This window comes from Nitratireductor luteus, assembly GCF_026162365.1.
In the GTDB taxonomy this organism is placed as follows: Bacteria; Pseudomonadota; Alphaproteobacteria; order Rhizobiales; family Rhizobiaceae; genus Chelativorans; species Chelativorans luteus.
On the sequence record NZ_JAOANW010000010.1, the window covers coordinates 181,326 to 200,739 of the forward strand.

10 protein-coding genes and 1 pseudogene are annotated in these 19,414 nt (G+C 63.6%); 2 read left to right on the top strand and 9 right to left on the bottom strand.

Annotation, left to right across the window (positions count from 1 at the left end; all coding sequences use genetic code 11):
- The first annotated feature begins 37 nt into the window (after positions 1-37).
- A complete protein-coding gene (locus N1058_RS16385) occupies positions 38-277 on the top strand; it encodes a hypothetical protein (protein WP_265518678.1) in 240 nt (79 codons plus the stop codon).
- A 31-nt stretch (positions 278-308) separates the two neighbouring features.
- A complete protein-coding gene (locus N1058_RS16390; RefSeq protein ID WP_265518679.1) occupies positions 309-1,313 on the top strand; it encodes an AraC family transcriptional regulator in 1,005 nt (334 codons plus the stop codon).
- A gap of 80 nt (positions 1,314-1,393) precedes the next feature.
- On the opposite strand, the gene N1058_RS16395 is transcribed toward N1058_RS16390, so the two are convergent.
- From N1058_RS16395 to N1058_RS16435, 9 genes and pseudogenes are all read right to left on the bottom strand, one after another.
- A complete protein-coding gene (locus N1058_RS16395) occupies positions 1,394-2,290 on the bottom strand; it encodes an aldose 1-epimerase (protein ID WP_265518680.1) in 897 nt (298 codons plus the stop codon).
- 49 nt (positions 2,291-2,339) lie between these two features.
- Positions 2,340-3,077 (bottom strand): FadR/GntR family transcriptional regulator, encoded by a 738-nt coding sequence (locus tag N1058_RS16400; protein ID WP_265518681.1) that lies wholly within the window; start codon positions 3,075-3,077, stop codon positions 2,340-2,342.
- 3 nt (positions 3,078-3,080) lie between these two features.
- Entirely contained in the window at positions 3,081-4,073 is a 993-nt protein-coding gene (locus N1058_RS16405) for an ABC transporter permease (RefSeq protein ID WP_265518682.1), read from the bottom strand.
- Complete coding sequence (locus N1058_RS16410) at positions 4,070-5,605, bottom strand: sugar ABC transporter ATP-binding protein (RefSeq protein ID WP_265518683.1); 1,536 nt, start codon at positions 5,603-5,605, stop codon at positions 4,070-4,072. Before N1058_RS16410 ends, N1058_RS16405 begins: the two co-directional genes overlap by 4 nt.
- A gap of 57 nt (positions 5,606-5,662) precedes the next feature.
- Positions 5,663-6,640: a substrate-binding domain-containing protein gene (locus N1058_RS16415; RefSeq protein ID WP_265518684.1), complete on the bottom strand. Its 978-nt coding sequence runs from the start codon at positions 6,638-6,640 to the stop codon at positions 5,663-5,665.
- 22 nt (positions 6,641-6,662) lie between these two features.
- Positions 6,663-7,427 carry an SDR family oxidoreductase gene (locus N1058_RS16420; protein WP_265518685.1) on the bottom strand — a complete coding sequence of 255 codons (765 nt, stop codon included), beginning with the start codon at positions 7,425-7,427 and terminating at the stop codon, positions 6,663-6,665.
- A 5-nt stretch (positions 7,428-7,432) separates the two neighbouring features.
- Positions 7,433-8,563 (bottom strand): galactonate dehydratase, encoded by a 1,131-nt coding sequence (dgoD, locus tag N1058_RS16425; protein ID WP_265518686.1) that lies wholly within the window; start codon positions 8,561-8,563, stop codon positions 7,433-7,435.
- Between the two features lie 139 nt (positions 8,564-8,702).
- A pseudogene (locus N1058_RS16430) lies at positions 8,703-8,872 on the bottom strand (IS3 family transposase); the annotation flags it as partial.
- A 137-nt stretch (positions 8,873-9,009) separates the two neighbouring features.
- The gene (locus N1058_RS16435) at positions 9,010-19,404 is read right to left on the bottom strand and encodes an autotransporter-associated beta strand repeat-containing protein (protein ID WP_265518687.1); all 10,395 of its coding nucleotides are present in this window, start codon (positions 19,402-19,404) and stop codon (positions 9,010-9,012) included.
- Between the last annotated feature and the right edge of the window lie 10 nt (positions 19,405-19,414).

Here is a 19,414-nt window from a genome sequence, read left to right on the forward strand (position 1 = left end):
GCCCGTTGGAGACGAATGTTAGGGCGAGGAACCGGCGATGATCGACCTCTATTTCTCACCGACGCCAAACGGCCTGAAGCTGAAGCTGAAGCTGTTCTTCGAGGAGACAGGTCACATCGCCGCCGGATCCTGTGCAACCGGTTGCATATGGCGCATTGCACACGTTGCGCTGGCGCATACCGCTGGTTACAAGCAGCCTCAGCACCGGCTATTGTTTCGTCGTTCCGACGGATCGGTAGGACCGAAGACTTTGAGGGCTTTTTTGCTGCGAGATTGATGCGCGACAGAATTTGGAATGAGTGGCCGTCATGACTCATAGCCCACCGGACAAGTTCAAGATTCTCCGTATTACCTGGAGGGGCATGGAGGCCATAGGCTTGTCGCCCGCGGTCGTGCTGCGTCAGGCGCGGCTGCCGGCAACGCTGCACCTCGGGGAAGGAGGTCTGGTTACGACCGCCCAGTACTTCGCGCTCATGCGGGCGGCGGAGGAATTGTGCACTGACCCCGGCGCGGGGTTCACGGCGGTGATGCGAAACGATCCATCCTTGCTTCCGCCGTCCAATCTGGTTGCCTATTATGCCCGCGACTACCGGGACGGCCTGGCGCGAACCGCACGCTTCAAGTCGCTTTTTGTCCCGGAGCGGATCGACAACGTCCCGGACGGGGACGACTGGATCATCTCGGCCAAATGGTTCTATGCCGCCGAAAGCGAGCCTCCGATTTTAACCGACATCACCTTCGCGGCGCTCATGGAACTCGGGCGCAGGAACACGGGCGTGCAGATTGTGCCCCGGCGAGTCGAACTCGAGCGGCCGGAAGACAAGAGCGGTGTCCATGAGAACTATTTTGGCTGCCCGATCCGCTTCGGCGCGCCGCGCAACATCCTGGTCCTCAAGGGAGAAGATCTTGACCGCCCGTTCCGGAGCCACAATCCGGAATTGCTCGACATGCTGAGCCCAGCGCTCGCCGCCGCACTCGCCGAGCTGACCGCACAGGGCTCGATCGGCGAGCAGGTCAAGGCCGTCATGAAGAAGATGCTTCCGAGCGGACGACCCGAGCTTCGTGACGTGGCGCGCGAACTCGGGATGAGCGAGCGCACCCTGCAGAGACGTGTCGCCGAAGAAGGCGGGAGCCTGCGCCAGCTGCTTTCGGAGGCCCGTCAGGAACTCGGTCGCCAGCTCCTTCTCGAGCCCGCGATGGATATCGGCGAGGTAGCGTATCTGTTGGGATTTGGGGACTCAAACTCCTTCTACCGCGCCTTCCGCGCCTGGGAGGGAACGACCCCGGCCCGCTGGCGACAGCTTCAATCGTGAATAAAGCCGGCGCCTGACCGCCCCGCATTGCTGCGCAGCGGTTCGAGGGGATTTAGCGGAGCGGACCAGAGGCTGTGCTTTCAAGGCTTTCGTGCCGCTCCAACCTTTATTGTTCTCCAGGCAATCCGCATCTCCATCGCCATCTCCGCGCCTGGCTCCAATACGCGCAGCCCCGGCATGCCCTGCTGATTGAACGCATCCACGGCGTGCGTGACGGGCTCGAAGCAGAAGAAGTCCGCGTTCCCATCAGGCGAGAAGACGATTGCAACGTCCATGTCCGGCGCGGTGATCTCGACGGACAGGCCCAATTCCGGTTGGAGGACGGTCGCGCTGCCCCGCCAGCCGGTATAGGCGTTGTTGATCCAGCTTCGCGGAAGGGCGCGCAGGCGCCGGAAATCGAAATCCGCCGCCATCTCGATCGGCCGTTGTTCGGTGGGCAAATGACGCGCGTCCTCCAGCCACACATGCGTCGCGTCGAATGCAAGACCCGTCCCCTCGCGGCGCGGAAACCACGGGTGGAACCCGCCGCCGAAGGGCAGGCGCGAGCCGGTGTTGGTCACCCTCACCCGCGCAAGCAAAGTTCCATTCTCGAGAGCGTAGGTCAGCTCGGCAGCGTAGCGAAAGGGACCGATACCGCCATCGGGCAGGGAAAGCGTGGCGGACGTGCCCGTGGCGGCCAGAACCTCCCATTCGCGCAGGAACGCATCGCCATGAGCGGGGAACTCCTGCCCGTCGATATTGCAAGGAACGGCGTGAAACGCCTCCCCGAAGTTAAACCCGCCCCCGGATATGCGGTTCGAAAACGGAATGAGAACGTTGTTGGCCAGTCCGAAGGCGTCTGCGCCCGGCCTCGCATTCCGCAGCACCGGAACGAGGCCATCCGCGAGTTTCGAGTCGAAACCGGCAAGGCCACCGCCCAAAGCGGGCGCAACCGTCACTCGGCTGTGCGCATCACTCAGTTCCAGGAGCCTTGCCACCCTGCCGTCCCCATCGATGCGGCCATGAGACATTTCTCTCAGGCGGATATCACCGCCCGCCGCCGCGCCGCGCGATGACCTTCGACAGATCGTCGCTGGCAACAGTGATCAGCCCCGTCATCAGCCGCCGCGCCTCTGCGGGCCGGCGCATGCGGATCGCCTCGAGCACCTCGCCATGCATGTCGAGTGTCGCGGCGTAGTTCTCGGATGCCGACGTCGTGAGACGGAAAGCATGGCGTAGCGCCGATCCTATGACCGATCCGAAATTCATGAAAACCGCGTTGCGGCTGGCTGTCAGCACCGCAAGGTGGAAAGCCTCGTCCGCCTTGACGCTGGCATCGATGTCGCTGGGTGACGCCCGCCGCATCTCGTCATAGGCGGCTTCGATCCTGCCGAGATCCTGGCCTGTGGCCCGCTCCGCCGCCAGACCCGCGGCCGCCGGTTCGATCACCTGCCGCGCCTCGTTGAGGCCGCGGATGAAATCGAAATCCGGCTCCAGCTCCTCGCGCCATGCCAGAAGCTCCGGGTCGAGCTGGTTCCAGTGCTCGGCCGGCAGGACGACCGTTCCCGTGCGCGTGCGGCTTTCGATCAGCCCCTTGCCCGCCAGTGTGCGGATGGATTCCCTCAGTGCGGTGCGGCTGACAGCCAGGGATTCGCCCAGTAGGGACTCGGCCGGCAATTTCTGGCCCGGCTGCAATTCCCCCGACAGTATCCGCTTGGCCAGGGTGCTCGTCACATGGTCGCGCGGGCGCGCCCGATCCTGTCCATTGCCCGAAAGCCTCGTCATCGCTCAGCTCCGGTTCAAACGGTATTCGGCCAGAAGAACGGCCAGGATCAGCAGGCTGCCCTTGGCAAGCATCTGGTAGAAGGTGGGAACGCCGGTCAGAATCATGCCGTTGTTGAGAATCCCGATAATGGCGACGCCCAAAAGCGCCCCGATGACAGTGCCCTTGCCCCCCTGCATGGCGCAACCGCCCAGAAAGGCCGCCGTGATCGCCTCCAGTTCCAGCCCCTCCGATCCCGAGATCGGCTGACCGGAGCCGGTGCGCGCCGCAAGCAGTATGCCGCCGATGCCGGCGACCATGCCGCTGAGGACGTACATGCCGACACGATAGCGCTTAATATCCATTCCCGACAGGCGCGCAACCACCGGATTGCCGCCGATGGCGTAGATGTTGCGCCCCACGATGCTCTTGTGAAGAAAGACATAGAACACGACCGCGACTCCGATCAGCACCCAGATGGGTGCCGGCAGGCCGAGAAAACGGCCCACGCCGAGAAGGCGGAACGTGTCGTTGAAGATCGAGATGGATTGCCCGTTGGAGATGATAAAGGCGATGCCGCGGAAGATCGCCATGGTGCCGAGGGTCACGATGATCGCGTTCACCCGGCCATAGGTGATCACCAGCCCGTTGAACAAGCCGGCCGCCGCCCCTATCGCCACGCCGGCCAGCGGGCCGGCAGCCGCCCAACCCGTCGCGTCGATCGCCATGGCGGTGGAAACGGTCGTCAGGCCGACGATGGCACCCACCGAGATATCGAGCCCGCCCGACACGATCACCGCGGTCTGCGAGATCGCCAGCACGCCGAGAATGGCCACGCCCATGCCGATGTTGAGAATGTTGCGGCTGGAGAAAAAGACGTCTCCGCGCAGGATGCCGAACAGGACCAGCAACGCGATCAGCGCCAGGATAAGGCTCGCATTGTGGATGCCGACCCGCTCGACCAGATCCGCCAGACGCGCTCCTGCTCTTGTCCGGGGCGTTTCCGCGTGTGCACTCATGCCGTTCTTACCTCTTCGTCCGGGGGGTGGGCGCCGCGTTCAGCGCTCATGGCTGCTTTCAGGATGGCGTTCTCGTTCATCTCGTCGCCCGTCAGTTCCGCGGTGAGGCGCCCGCCCGCCATCACGAGGATGCGGTCCGACAGGCCCAGAAGCTCCGGCATTTCCGACGAGATGACGATGACGCCGAGGCCGTTGCGCGCAAGGTCGGCTATGAGGCGGTAGATCTCGCTCTTGGTGCCCACATCGATGCCGCGCGTGGGCTCGTCGAGGATGAGCGCTTTCGGCGCGCGCGCCAGCCAACGGGCGAGGACGACCTTCTGCTGGTTGCCGCCCGAAAGGTGGGAGACGGGGGTGTTGAGGCTGGGCGCCTTGATCGACAGCCGCTCGGCGATACCGTCAACGATCTCGGTGGCCTTGCGCCGGTCGAACAGGCCGAAACGCGATACCCGGTCGGGAATGCACAATGTCGCATTGTCGAGGATCGAGCGCAGCAGAAGCAGCGCCTCCTCCTTGCGGTCCTCCGGCGCGAAGCCGAGACCGGCAAGGATGGCATCGCCCGGACGGCCGGAGGGGATGGCTTTGCCGTCCACCTCCACCGTGCCCGCACGTCTCGCGTGAAATCCAAAGACGCCCTTGGCAAGCTCCGAGCGTCCGGCACCCACCAGCCCGCCGATCCCCAGAACCTCGCCCGCGTGAAGCTCGAAGGAAATATCGCTGACATGCTCGGTCGACATGCCCCGCACGGACAGGACGCACCGTTCCGTCGGCGGCGTCCGTTCGGGAAACATCTCCGTCAGGTCGCGGCCGACCATCTTGCGCGCGATGCTCTCTTCGCTCGCTTCGGCGACGGGCTCGATATCGATCAGCCGCCCGTCGCGCAGCACGGCGATCCTGTCGGCGATGTCGATGATCTCGCGCAGGCGATGCGAGATGTAGATGATCGACACGCCCTCGCCGCGCAGCCGGTGGATCACCTCGAACAGCCGCTGGCTCTCCTCGCCGGTGAGCGAGGAGGTCGGCTCGTCGAACGCGATGATGCGGCCGCCAGCGTGCACCGCGCGCATCACTTCGATCATCTGCCGCTGGGCAGGCCCCAGCCCGACGCAGTGCTGCTGAGGCGCAAGCTCGCGCTCCATGCCGAAGAGTTTCAGCATCTCGCCGGCACGGGCGTAGAGCGTTTTCCTGTCCAGAAACAGGCCGCCCCTGTGCGGCAGTGCGCCGGGATAGATGTTTTCGGCGACGCTGACGTGGGGAATGATTTCCGGTTCCTGGTGGATAACGCGCACGCCGGCCGCATGACCGTCTCGCGGACCGGAGAAGGCGACGGGCTGGCCGTCGAGCAGAAGACCTCCGCCATCCGGCGGAAACACGCCCTCGATGATGCGCGTCAGCGTCGATTTGCCGGCCCCGTTCTCGCCGACCAGCGCCAGCACCTCGCCCGCCCGCAGGGTCAGCGATACGTTCGACAGCGCCTGTACGCTGCCGAAGCGCTTGCTGACATTGTCCAGTTGCATGATGTCGTTGTCAGGCATCGCGTTCCCTATGCCGGTACGGGGCAGGAGATTGAGCCCCCTGCCCCGATCCGCACGTCAGTTGCACAGGCGCTCTTCGTAGAGTTCGAAGTTCTCGGCCGAGATATATTCAGGCTGCGTGTAGGTGGTGGTCGGCAGTTCCTCGCCGTCGCGGATATTCTTGACCAGCAGTTCCACCGCCTGGGCGCCATGGTTTTCCGAGTTCAACCACATGGTGCCGCGGAAGGCCGACGGCCGTCCCGAACCGAAGGCGTCACAGGCGCGGCTTCCGTCGATGCCCACGCCCATGCCCTGCTCCGCCCCGTAACCCGCATTCTCCAGCGCACGCGCCGCGCCCAGAACGCCGTCATCGTTGCAGGAATAGAAGATCCAGTGCGTGACCTGGGGATTGGCCGTCAGCGTCGTGGTCATCGCATCGATGGAACCGACCATGGTGTTGTCGTAGGGCACGCGGACGATGTTCTCGGGATCGAAATCGGGAACCGCCTCGAGGAAGGCCTCCTCCGCACCGCGGTTGCGCTGCATGCAGGTGTCGGCCTTGCGGTCCTCGATGGAGGCGATACGGACCTCATCCTCCTCGGCCCAGTTCTCCTGCTTGTAGAGCTCGGCCAGCTTCTCACCGACCCTGAGCCCGATATTGTGTGCGTTCAGGCCCACATACGGAACCTGCGTCTCGTCCTCGAAATAGATGTCGTCGTCGACGGCCACCAGCGGCACGCCGGCCTCCTTCGCCTTCGCCGCGACGACCGGCCCGAGCGCGCGGTCGGGGACCACGATGGCGATGCCGTCCACGCCGTCGCCGATCATCGTGTCGAGCGTGGTGATCGTCAGATCGGCGTTGAACTGGACGTCCTGGGCGACGAAGTCCGCACCCATTTCGGCCGCCTTCTGACGGGCGCCATCCACCTCCGCGACGAACCATGGATGGTCGCCCATCTTGTTGATATAGCCGATCTTGATGTCTTCAGCCTGGGCCGGCAAAGCGATGGCGGCGCTCACCATGGCGATACCGGTCAAAAGTTTAAGCGATTTCATGTCTTCCTCCCTGGTTGCTTTTTCAGTCGTGGTAGAGCGCGGAACGGCCTCCATCGATGACGATGGTTTCCGCATTGATGAAGGGGGCTTCGTCAGACGCCAGAAACACGCAGGTCATCGCCACTTCCTCCGGCTTTCCGATCCTGCGCGGGGGATGCAACGCCTCCGCCTTCGCGCGTTCGGCATCCGGGTCGGCGAAATCATCCCAGTAGTCGCGCGCGATCTGGGTATCGATGTAGCCGGGCGCGATCGCATTCACCCGGATGCCCTCGTCCGCGTATTCGATGCCGAGCGCCCGGGTCAGGCCCACCAGCCCGTGCTTGGCAACGGGATAGGGAAAGGTGTGGGGAATGATCTTGAAGGAATGGCAACTGGCGATGTTGACAATGGAGCCCTGCCGCCGCGCACGCATGCCCGGCAGCACCGCCTCCGCCATGGCCCAGCAGGCTTCGAGGTCGAGCGCCATGCAGCGCGCCCACTCGCTGCGCGGCATCTCATGAGGGCGGTGAAAGACATTGGCGCCGGCGTTGTTCACCAGCACGTCGACCCGCCCGTAGCGCTCCTCCGCGGCCTTCACGGCAGCTTCCACCTGTGCCTGGACCGTCACATCCGTTTCCACGAACAGCCCGCCGATCTCCTGCGCCACGCCCGCTCCCGTCTCGGCATCGCGCTCGGCCACGACGACGGACGCGCCCTCCCGCGCAAAGGCGCGCGCGATCGCTTCACCGATGCCGCGTCCGGCGCCCGTCACCAATGCGATCTTGCCAGAAAGGCGACCCGCAGCCATGGCGCTCACCAGTCCACGACCGTGCCGTCGGCCAGCACGGCGTTGGCGGCATGCAGGATTTCCGGCGCGAAGGGATGGCGCTCGATCTCGGCCTCGTCGACCTCGATGCCCAGACCCGGCTTCTCCGGCAGGTCCCAGCGGCCGGGGCGGCGCTCGATCGGCCACTCAACGACGCTGTCGTACCAGGGCACGGCGCCGGACATTTCCTCCTGAATGATGAAGTTGGGCGTGGAAACGCCGAAATGCAGTGCCGCGACGCCGGCAATCGGCCCCAGCGGATTGTGCGGCGCCATGCCGATGCCGGCGCTTTCACACAGGGCGGCGATCTTCTTGGCTTCCGAAAGACCGCCCACATGGCAGATATCCGGCTGCGCGATGTGGAAGGCCCGGCGTTCCACCGCGTCGATGAAGCTCTGACGACCGATGAGGCGTTCGCCGGCGGCGATATGCACCGGCATCGATGCCGTCAATTGCGCGGTGCCTTCGATATTCTCCGGCGGCAGCGGCTCTTCGACGAAAAGCGGGCGGCACGGCGCAACCGCCTGTATGAAGTCGCGCGCCAGGGCGACCGATGCAGGGCGCCCGTGGAAATCGATCATGATATCGACATCGGGGCCGACCGCCTCGCGCAGCGCCATCACCTTGCTGGCGGCGGAGTCGATCGCGCGGTTCGATGCCGTGTAATGGGAATAGGGAATGGAAACGACCTTCACCGCCTCGTAGCCGGCCTCGACCACGGCGCGCCCCCGCTCGACCAGGCGCGCTTCCTCCGTCGTCTCGTAGACCGAACTCATGTCGCCCATGCCCAAATGCGTGTAGGTGCGGACGTGGTCGCGGCACTTGCCGCCCAGGAGACGCCATACCGGCACGTTCAGCGATTTTCCCAGGATGTCCCACAGCGCGATCTCAATGCCGCTGACGGCGGACATGCCGATGACGCCGAGACGCCAGAAGCCGTGACGGGTGAGAATCTGAAAACACTGCTCGATATCGCGAGGATCGCGCCCCATGATCAGCGGTGCCAGGTCCTCGATGGCCCCGACGACGGAGCGCGTCTTCCACTCGAGCGTCGCCTCGCCCCAGCCGACAAGGCCCGGCACGTCGGTCTCGACCCGCACGAAAACCCAATTCCGCATCTCCGCATTGCAGAGCCGAGCCTTAATTCCGGTAATTCGCACTATATCTCTCCCATATAAATACTATTTAAATTCTCATTAGATCACATTGTCAACGGCAATAGTGAGATCTATAAGTCGTTACGATACGATAATAAAACCACTTCTGGTTCGGAGCCGACGCCCCGAACGCGTGGTTGAGAAGTTTTGTGATAACGCTGCACGCTCGCCCGTGTCCTCGGGTAGCCCGCGCCGACGCGGTCGTGCCCGCAGGCCGTTCTCCCGCATCAGCCGCTCGATCCGGTGCAGGCCGCAGGAGAACCCGTCGGCAAAAGACATCGCGCAGCCGCTTGATCTGAAGCTGCTCCGGCTTTGTCAAAAACACCTTATCTTGGTGTCCACGAAAACCGGCAGCAGGCCACGTTTCGGCATTGCGGTTTCAAGGCTGTTCCGGGTCTTGGGGCAGACTACCACCGCACCCTGAAGCCGACTGTCCCGCTCACCATGTTGCTGTCGCCGAAATTTTCCAGGCTCGTATTGGCTAGCGCCTCGCCATAGAGCGAGTATTTGTCGTCGGCCCAGTTGATAGACCCGCCCAGGCCGACACCGCCGCGCCAGGAGTCGTTCTCGCTGGCAAAAGGCGTGCCGTTCACATCCACCGGGGAGCCATCTGCGAAGTCGTAGTAGAGATTGGCGATTCCATAGAGATGCGAGCGGCCGGTACGGCCCTCCGCATCCTGCCACTCGGTCTGGCGGTCGACGGCCAGGCCGAGGCGGCCGACCAGGCTCCTGCTCCTGTCGAGCGACACGTCGACATCGAAGCTGTCGGTGAAGTCGTCGAAGCGCACCGAGGAATATGTGAGTTGGGCCTGGGGTGTCAGCGCCCAGGTCTCATTGAGCGCGATGCGCTGGCCGGCCTCGATGCTGAGCGCGTAGCCCGTACCGTCATTATCGTTGACGAGGCTCTGCCGGGCGGTGGTGGAATAGAGATCGCTGTCAAACCACGTCACCTGTGCCTGGCCGTCGAGATAGAAGCCTGTATTGCCGTACCAGGTCAGCGTGCCACCAACACCGTAGCCGGTCGTGTCGATGCTGCCATTGCCGTGAGCCGAGGTCACTTTGGATGAAACGCTGCCATAGTGCACTGACGCCCCTGCAACCAAACGTCCAGCTTCGCCCTCGTGAAGCAGACCATCAGCGCCGGTCTGGAACCTCCAGGTGCTCGTATCGTAGTCGGTGCCACTGGTCGATGTCTTAGGCTCGAAGTCGGCATGAGCCGCCTCGATGCGCGCCCAGATACCGGTGTCATCGGTGCCTTCTTCCGCCGAGCCCGCGTCGCGGGCGACCCGAAACCTGTTGCCGACACGCTGCTGCAAGGTACCTAGCTTGTTGAAAGTCTGCAGGGATCCGGCATATGCCTCGTAAAGTGGCACACCAGGTTGGAAGAGCGGAACGCTCGGTTCATCATCTGTCAGGGTGGAGCGCAAGTACCAGTCGCCGTCGGCGGGCGTGCTCACGCCGCCCTTGAAGAGCCGATAGGCATAGGCGCCGGCCACAACGGCCTGATCGCCTTCAAAAATGAAGTCACCCCGAAGGGCAAATGTGCCGTTCGACACACCGCCGACATCGATGACTTTGATGCCATCAACGGTTTGTGCGCCCGCGCCACCGATATTGGCGACACGCAGATCGGTGCTGCCCGAGGTATCGCCGGAGACGATGAGGCGGTCTGTCACCGAGTCATCCTCGCCGAGCATAGCGTTCAGGATGATGGTTCCGCCAAGGCCTTCATAGTCACCCGCAACCGTCAGGGTCGTTCCCGGCGCGCTCGAAAGTATCACTGTTCCGGCGTTTACCAGCGAAGCCACCGTCTGGTCGAAACCGGCAAGATCGAGCGCGCCGTCACTACCAACCGTAAAGGCCGAAGATAGGCTAAAGGCCCCCGCTGAGCCGGCTTGCAGCGTGCCATCAGTCACTGTGGCAGCGCCGTCATAGGACGAGGTACCCGCCAGCACCAATGTGCCACCGCCCGCTTTGGTGAAACCCCCAGGGCCAACGAGGGTGCCGTTGAGGGTGAAGATCTTCCCGTCATCGGTGAGGAAGGTTCCCCCGCTTGCCAAGGAAACGTTGCGATCGCTTTCCAGCGAAGCCGTATTGTGGAGCGTCCCGCCGTCGAGCGTTATCTCACCGGCAGCATCGCCCAGGTTCTGGTCGCTGGAGATCTGCAGCGTACCTTCGTCGATCACTGTCCCGCCGGTGTAGATATTGATGCCGGAAAGCACCAATGTGCCGAGATCGGCTTTGACCAGTGTGGACGCGCCGGCGAGCTCCGCCTCGATGGTCGCGGTCATCTCCATGCCGTCGAGCGTGCCATCGCCCACGCGGATGATGGACGAACCGCCGACCAATGTCAGAGGTTCGCCGTCGATGAGATAGCCATCGACCGCGAATTGCATGCCGAGCGCTTCCACCTCGCCATTGCCGTTGTCGATGGTCACGGTTCCGGACCGGCCCGCGAATACGGCGAAGGCGCCGTTCGAATAGGGTGCGTTGATCAGGCCGGTGTCGTTGGTCCAGTCGTCATTGTCGGCAAGCCGCCAGACACCGTCGCCTCCGTGAATGCTGCCGTCATTGACTGTGCCGTCCGGTCCGTCCCAGAAATTGAGCGTGACGTCCGTCGTGTTGACCAAATTGACCTGCTTGTCGATCGAGGTCTGCACAAGGAAATCGCCGGGCGGCATGCTACCGAGGCCGAGGCCGTTGTCGGCGAGCGCGCCCTCATAGCTGATGATGCGGTAAATGCCTGGGATGAAGCTGCCTCCCGCGGACTCGGTCACATTCAGCGTGCCGTCGAGATCGAGATCCCCCCCGACCAGGGTGAGATCGTTGAAGGCTCCGCCGACCACGTTGGCCTGACCGAAATTGTAATTGAGGCTTGAGCCGGCGCTGAGAGTAAAACCGCCATTGATGGTGAGCGTTCCCGGAACAATGCCCAGATCGCCGGGATTGACGGTGCCGCCATCCGCCACGGTGACATCACCGCCGATCATGCCGATCCCGCCGAGCATGGCGCCATTTTCGACCGAGGTGAGCCCGGTTGCGCCGGATTGATCGCCATTGATGAGCAGGCTTCCCGATTGCACCGTGGTGGCGCCCGAATAGGCATTGTCGCCGGCCAGGATGGTGATTCCACTGCCGATCTGCTCGACCGAACCACTGCCCGAGATCAGGCCCGCGAAGGTGTAGGTGTCCGAACGGTTAAAGGTGAGCGTGCCGTTGTTGAGCACGCCACCGAGAATGGAGCCGGACGCACCGCCATCGCCGAGTTGCAGTATCCCCGACGAGATCGTCGTGCCGCCTGCATAGGAGTTTTCCGCGATCAATGTCAGCGTGGCATCGCCCGTCTTGGTGAGCGGCCCCGTGCCTCCCATCACGCCCGACAGTTGGAGATCCGCGTCAGTCTGCAAGGTCCCGCCACCATCCTCAAGTGAAACGGTACGTGCCGAGGCGAAGGAGGCGGTGTTCTGCAACGTGCCAGTGTCGAAGCTGATTGCGCCGGCGGCATTGCCGAGGTTCCCGTCGCTCGAGACCGATACCACGCCCGCATCGATGAAGGTACCACCCTCATAAATGTTGTCGCCGGCGAGCGTCAGCACGGCGCTGCCCTTCTTGGTAAGCGCGCCCACGCCGCCGATCACACCGGTCAGCTCGAGGTCGGCATCGGTCTGGAACGTGCCGCCCTCGCCCTCCAGCGTGACGGCACGTGCAGAGGTGAAGGAGGCAGTGTTGCGCAACGTGCCGCCGTCGAAGGCGAGGCCTGCAGCCGCATCGCCCAAATTGCCGTCGTTTGCGACCTGCACTGTGCCAGTCTCGATCCTCGTCCCGCCGGTGTAGCTGTTGGCGCCTGACAGCACCAGCGTGCCGAGATCGGTCTTCACTAGGGTGGAAGCGCCATCGACGACAGCGTCGATGACGGCGGCCATATCAGCCGCCTCGGTCGTGCCGTCACCCACACGGATGATAGACGACCCGCCGACCAGCGTCAGGGGTTCACCGTCGATGACATAACCGTCGACCGCAAACTGCATGCCCGAGGCTTCGACTTGACCATTCACATTGTCGATCGTCACCGTGCCGCCCGTACCGGTGAACACTGCGAAGGCGCTGTTGGAATAAGGCGCGTTGTATGCGCCTGCGTCGGTCGTCCAGCGTTCGTTGTCGGCAAGACGCCAGATCCCATCCCCACCCTGGATGATTCCGTCGTTCAACGGACCGACCGCACCATCCCAGAAGGTCAGCTGGCTACCGCTCGCGTTGACTAGGTTGACCTGGTTGGCAACGGAGGTCTGCACGAAAAGATCGGGGGAGGCGACATCAAGACCATTGTCGGTGAGCGTGCCGTCATAGCTGAAGATGCGGTAGAGACCCGGACCAAAGCTGCCTCCCGGCGTCTCCGTCACATTCAACGTGCCGTCGAGCATAAGGTTGCCGCCCACCACGGTCAGGTCGTTGAAGGCTCCGCCGACCACATTCGCCTCGCCGAAACTGTAACTTACGAGCGATCCATCATTGAGCGTGAGATCGCCATTGACGGTGAGCGTTCCGGGAACAGCGCCCGGATCGCCAGGGTCGAGGACAGCGCCATCGGCCAGCGTGACGTTGCCGCCGATGATGCCCGTTCCACCGAGCGTGGCGCCATTCGCGACCGAGGTGGGTCCGGTTGCGCCGGATTGGTCGCCATTGATGTACAGGCTTCCCGATTGCACCGTGGTTGGACCAGTGTAGCTGTTGTCGCCCGTCAGGAAGATGGTGCCGTCACCGATCTGCTCGGCCGAGCCGTTGCCCAAGATCAGGCCGGAGAAGGTGTAAGTGTCGGAACGGTTGAAGGCGAGCGTACCGTTGTTGAGCACGTCGCTTGCGAGCGAGCCGGAGGTCCCGCCATTGCCGATCTGCAGCGTGCCGTCCGAAATCGTCGTGCCATCTGTGTAGCCGTGGTCGCCGGTCAGGGTCAGCGTACCGGTATTGTCCTTGGTCAGGGCTTCGAAGTCACTGATGCTTGCCCCGTCGAGGGTCATGGCCAAGGCCTTGTTCACCTCAAGGGTGTCTGTGCCGGCACCGGCGGTAACGCCCCCGCCGCCGATTACGGCTCCGTCATTCAGTACGAGCGTATCGTTGCCAGCTCCAAGAGCCAGCGTGCCGGCGCCTGTATCGAGAAGACCTGCCAGGCTCACGGTATCGCTGCCACCGCCCAGAGCGCCGTTAGCCAGCAAGGTGCCTCCGGCGCTCACGGTGACGGTTTGGTTCCCGGCGTTACCTGTGAGGCTGGTCTGCACAGGCCCCTCCGCCTGCAATATGCCGTTCACGGTCAGCGCCGAGGTGCCGGTCATGGCGATGGTGGGTGTTTCCAGGCCGCCATCCGCCTCCAGAGTGCCAGCGCTGATGGTGGTGGCGCCGATGGCGTTGTCCGGCGAGGTCAATACGCTTGTGCCCGTACCGATCTGCGCCAGAGTACCGGGGCCGCTCAGCGTACCGTCAAAGGTGAAGGTGTCGCTGCGGTTCAGCGACAGAGTGGAGGTGGGGGAGTCCACGATCACATTGCCGGCACCGGCGTTGCCGGTGGTGCCGCCATTGCCGATCACCAGGTTGCCGTCGTTGATGACGGTATTGCCGGTGAAGGTGTTGTTGCCGGTGAGCACCCAGGTGCCGGAATCGTTCTTGGCGAGCGTTGTGGCGCCGGCGCCGTTGTCGCCAATGGCGCCGCCCATGGTGTTGTCGCCGGTGTTGGTGCCGCCCAGCGCGATGGTTCGCGGCGTGTCGGTGCCGGTGAGAGCTGCAGGGCCGGTATTGGTGAATTGCAGGGCGCCGGTGCCCGAAGACTCGATAAAGGTGACCCCTTCATCCAGGGTGAATTGACGGTCGGTGGTGTCGCCGGCGCCGGTGTAGCGCAGGGTGGAGCCGTTGCCGATCACCAGATTGACGGCATCGTTGGTGGAGGCGCCGATGCTGCTGGCCATGCCACCATCGGCCATCTGGTCAATCTCGAGAACGCCGCCGCTGAGGGTGGTGACGCCTGTATAGGTGCTGTTGGCATTGGTCAGGCGCCAGAGACCGTCGCCGGTCTTGGTGAGCGAGGTGGCCCCGGTGCCGTTGTCATCCAGTTGCGCGGAGAAGATGTTGGTGTCGATGTTGTCGCCGGTGAGCGTCAGGATGCGTGCGGTATCGTTTCCCGCCAGTGTGACCGGACCCGCGTTGGTGAATTCGACGGCGTCCGTTCCGGTGGAAGAAACAGTGCCGCCATTGGTGCCCAGCGTAAATTGACGGTCGGTGCCGTCACCGCTGCCGATATAGTCCAGGGTGCCGCCGTCGATCACCAGATTGGCCGGATCGGAGGTGGACGCGCCGATGGAGCTATTGACACCACCATCCGCCAGACAGGAGACCTCCAGTTCGCCGCCATTGATCGTGGTGGAACCGGTGTAACCGCTGTTGCAGCCGCCTAGCCGCTGGATGCGGTTGCCGTTCTTGACCAGATTGCCGGTGCCGCTGATGGCGCCGGCATAGGTACGGTTGACACCGTCGAGGATCGTCAGCGTGGCGCTGCCCAGCTCGATATTGCCGCCATTGGTGCCGCCACCGTTGAGCGAGGTCACAATCGTATCGTAGCCGTCCAGGTCCAGCAGCACGCCGGCCGTGTTGTTCAGTGTCATTTCACCCTGCGGGCCGAACGCATTGGTCGCCGCCGCGCGTAGCACGCCGCCGGTCACCTGGGTGTTGCCGGTGTAAGTGTTGGTGCCCGACAGCACCAGCGTGCCCGCGCCATCCTTGCGCAGATGTCCGCCGCCGATGACCGCCCCCTCGAATTCCAGCGTGGTGGCGGCATCATTCACGTTGATGGCGCCAACACCGCCCTGCAATTGGAATCCCCTGTCGATAGCGATGTTGCCGCCGGTGTAGATGAGTACCGCGTTGATGAACGACAGGTTGGCGGAGTCGGCGCTGGAGGCGCCGATGCCGCTGGCCAGGCCACCGTCCTGCAGGCAGTCGGTGCTCAGGTTGCCGCCCTGCAACAAGGTGCTCCCGGTATAGGTATTGTTGCAGCCGTTGAAGGTCTGGGTGCCGCCGCCGGTACGGTGGATGCCGCCGGTGCCGCTGATGACGCCGGAATAGTCACCGTTGCCGCGATGGATGCGCAGGGTGCCGGAGCCGAGCGTGACATTGCCGCCATTGACACCGCCACCGTTGAGCGGGCCGATAAGATTGTCGAAATCGTTCAGGTCCAGAGTAACGCCGGCGGCGTCGGCCAGGGTGGTCGGGCCCACATTGGTAAAGGCACCAAGCGTATTTTCGCCGCCCGCGCGCAGCACGCCAGCGTTGACGGTATTGCCGCCGGTATAGTTGGTGCTACCGGACAACACCAGGGTGCCGTCGCCTTCCTTGATGAGGGTGCCGCCCGGGCCATCGACATCACCTCCGAAGGTCAGGGTCGCGCCTGCATCGGTCACGTCGACGGTACCGTTATTGGTTCCCAGCGTGAAACCGCGGTCCGTGGTAACGGTGCCGCCGGTGTATTGCAGGCCGCCGCCGTCGAGCACAAGATTGGCGGAATCGCTGCCGGACTGGCCGATGCTGCTGACCTCGCCTCCATTGGCGAGCGTAGTAACCCCCAGCATACCGCCAGTGACAGTGGTGATGCCAATATAGTCGTTGGTGCCATTGGTCAGGGTCAGGGTGCCAGGGCCGCTCTTGGTGAAATTGGCGTCGTCCGGACTGGTGACCAGACCCGAAAAAATCAGGTTGGCATCGGTATCGGTGACTTCGACCCCGGCACCGAGGATGTCGCCGGACTTGACGATGGTGAAGCCACGGTCGCTGCTGGTCGTACCGCCGGTATATTGCAGAGTTCCGCCTTCCAGAACGAGGTTGGACGAATCGGCGGAGGAAGCGCCGATGCCGCTGGCCATACCACCATCGCCGATATTGCCGACGGACAGGGTGCCCTGCACGACCTGTGTCGCCCCGGTATAGCTGTTGCCCGCATTGGTCAGAGTCACAAGTCCCGTACCGGCCTTGATGAAACCGGTGGCGCCGCCATTATCGACGATCTGGGATGCGATGGTGAAGTTGCCCTCACTGTTTTGCCGGATGCCCAGGTCACCGCCGGTGCCGCCGGTTAGCATGCCGCCGGTGATCAACTGATCGAAATCCTCCACCGAGGGAGAGACGATGATCGGGCCGTCGATGCCTAGCGTCTCGCCGGGATCGACGATCACGGTCGTGGAGACCGGTTGGGTGTAGCGCAGGCCGCCGAGTTGCTTGCTGCCGCTCACCGTGCCGAAGAAGCCGTCGACATCGGTGATGAATTCGCCGTCCAGCCAGTTTGCCGCATTGTCCTTGTCGGTGTAGTCGCTCTCCTCGAAGGCGAGGATGTTGCCGCTCTCTACCTTCGCATAGTCGGTGCCGTTGACCGTGGCCCAACCGCCGAGCGACAAATTGGTGGTGGTTATGTTGCCGCTTTCCGGCAGGTTGAAGTTGATGAGGCCGCCGGTCCGGTTGATTGCCCCGAGATTGACGGTCATCGTGCCGCCGGTACCCGAGCTTGCAGCGATGACGTTGTTGCCGGCTGCGATGTTCAGACCATCGGAGGTCTGGGTATTGGCGGCTCCGTCAGCGCCGATCACATTGAGACTGCCGCCACTCATGTTGAAGGTGGAATCGCTGCCGATGATATTGCTGGCCGGCGCACCCGCGGCACTGAAATTCAGGTTCAGCGTCCCGCCGCCGATGGTGGTGTCGCCGGTATAGGTGCTGGCACCGGTCAGGGTCTGCTCGCTGGCGCCGAGCTTTGTCAGCCCGCCGCTGCCGGTGATGCTGCCGGCATAGCTGGCGCTGGTGCCGGACTCGGCCTCCAAGGTCAGCGCGGCGCTCCCCAACTCCACAGTGCCGCCGGTTCCGGAGAGCGTGGTGAGCGTGCGGTCGAAGCCGTTCATGTCCAGCGTGCCGCCGTTGACCACGAAATCGGTCGATCCACCGAAGGCGTCGACCGTTCCCGCACGCAATATGCCGCTGTCGACAATGGTGTCGCCGTTATAGGTGTTGGTCCCGGTCAACACCCACGTGGCGTCGCCGCCGCTGCGCAGGTCGCCGGCGCCGGAGATCACACCGGCATAAACATTGTCCGCCCCGGTAAAGCTCCCGCCGAGCGTGGCGGTGTTGGCGATGGTCATATCCCCACTCAGCGTCAGAGCGCCGCTACCATCGTTGGCGAGGGTGCCATTACTGAGCGACCAGGTACGGTTGCTGCTTGCGCCCGCGCCCGTATAGCTCAGAGTGTCGTTCCCAGCGATAGCTATCCCGGTGCCAGCACCCAACGAACTGGAGACACCGATATCCGCGATGGTGCCGGCCTGCACCGTTCCGCCGGCTGTTCCGCCGCTGATGATCGCAGTACCAGAGAATGTGCTCGCGTCCCCCAAGGTGATGATGCGTCCCGCATCAGCGAGAAACGTGACCGGGCGGCCGTTATTGCTGCTGATCACCCCCAGCAGTTCCATATCGGCAGATTGCGCGTAGAACTGAGGGCCATTCCCCGAGCCGCCGCCCAGGGCGATATCGCCGGTCAGGGTCAGCGTGCCCGTGCCACTATTGCGGAGCTGCGGCCGGATGCCTCCAGGACCGGAGCCGGGATTGATCTGCCAGTTGCGGTTGGAGCTGTCGCCATCGCCAACGTATGAGAGTGTGTGGTTGGTATGGTTTGAATTACCGAAGGTGATGGTGCCGTCGGTGACCGTGGTGGGCGCCCCCAAAGAGCTTGCCGCTCCCAGGTCGCCGATCGAAGTGAAACTGGATGCGCCGCTCCCTGTGAAAGAGGTTGGGCCCGTGTAGTCGTTGGCGTCGTTTGCCATGGCGACCGAGTTGCTGGCGCTCACGCCACCGCCGCCGGTGAAAAAGGCGCTGCCGACGCCTGCGCCGGCGATGACGGCGGTTCCTCCGGTAAGCGACACTGTGCGGCCCGCCAGGTCGCCGCCGGTCGCACCGGCGTCCAGCCGCGTTCCAGACACCATATTGATCATGTTGCCTGCGTCGCCGAGACCCGTATCGCCGTTGACGATCAGCCGGCCACTATTGATGTTGACATCACCGACGAAATTGTTCGCGGCATTCAGGTGCAGCGTGCCGCCATTGATCTCGATCCCACCGTTGAAGGTGTTGATACCATCCAGGCGCAGGCCGCCGCCGCCAGCCTTGACGAGCCCGCTGGTGCTGTCGATGACGGATCCGATGACGCTGGTTCCGGTGATAACCGAAATGGCGGGGGCAACCCCGTCCAAGGTCAGGGTTCCACCGGTGATGGTGTAGCCGCCGGTCTGGAACGTCATGTTGTGCACCGTGATCGGCACGCCGAGGGTGACGGTGCCGGCGGTACCGCCGAAAAAGGCGTCATCGAGCGCCCCGTTGTCCCAGGAGCTGTAAGGGCCGCTCACACCATCGTCATTGGTGCTCCAGACATCGTCCGTCGTGTTCCAGGTGCCAGTGCCGCCGTGGCCGATTACCGTATTGTTGACGTCCCAATACCGGTCTGCAGCAGCGGCGGGCATTGCGGCAAGCCCGATCAGCAGCGCGAATGGCAGAAGCCCGATTGTCACCCTGCGGGCGGCGCAGGAGAAGAGTCCGACGACTTGTGGGGCGTAGCTGGCGGCCTGCCCCTTCCATTTCGTCATGCGTCCGCCGCGCACCGTGTGCAAGTCACGGTTCGCGTCAAATCTTGGCTTGTTCGACGGCCCCGAAATAGTCAGGCGGCCACGAGTTCGAGTATCCGAGTCCTGCCGCATGCCCCCTCGCATCGTGTCCAGCGCGATGGTCATCGGGAGAAGA

Coding starts and splice junctions, on each gene's coding strand:
- N1058_RS16385 (WP_265518678.1), top strand. CDS start 38: ATGATCGACCTCTATTTCTCACCGACGCCAAACGGCCTGAAGCTGAAG.
- dgoD (WP_265518686.1), bottom strand. CDS start 8,563: ATGCGGAATTGGGTTTTCGTGCGGGTCGAGACCGACGTGCCGGGCCTT.
- N1058_RS16410 (WP_265518683.1), bottom strand. CDS start 5,605: ATGCCTGACAACGACATCATGCAACTGGACAATGTCAGCAAGCGCTTC.
- N1058_RS16405 (WP_265518682.1), bottom strand. CDS start 4,073: ATGAGTGCACACGCGGAAACGCCCCGGACAAGAGCAGGAGCGCGTCTG.
- N1058_RS16420 (WP_265518685.1), bottom strand. CDS start 7,427: ATGGCTGCGGGTCGCCTTTCTGGCAAGATCGCATTGGTGACGGGCGCC.
- N1058_RS16390 (WP_265518679.1), top strand. CDS start 309: ATGACTCATAGCCCACCGGACAAGTTCAAGATTCTCCGTATTACCTGG.
- N1058_RS16400 (WP_265518681.1), bottom strand. CDS start 3,077: ATGACGAGGCTTTCGGGCAATGGACAGGATCGGGCGCGCCCGCGCGAC.
- N1058_RS16415 (WP_265518684.1), bottom strand. CDS start 6,640: ATGAAATCGCTTAAACTTTTGACCGGTATCGCCATGGTGAGCGCCGCC.
- N1058_RS16435 (WP_265518687.1), bottom strand. CDS start 19,404: ATGACCATCGCGCTGGACACGATGCGAGGGGGCATGCGGCAGGACTCG.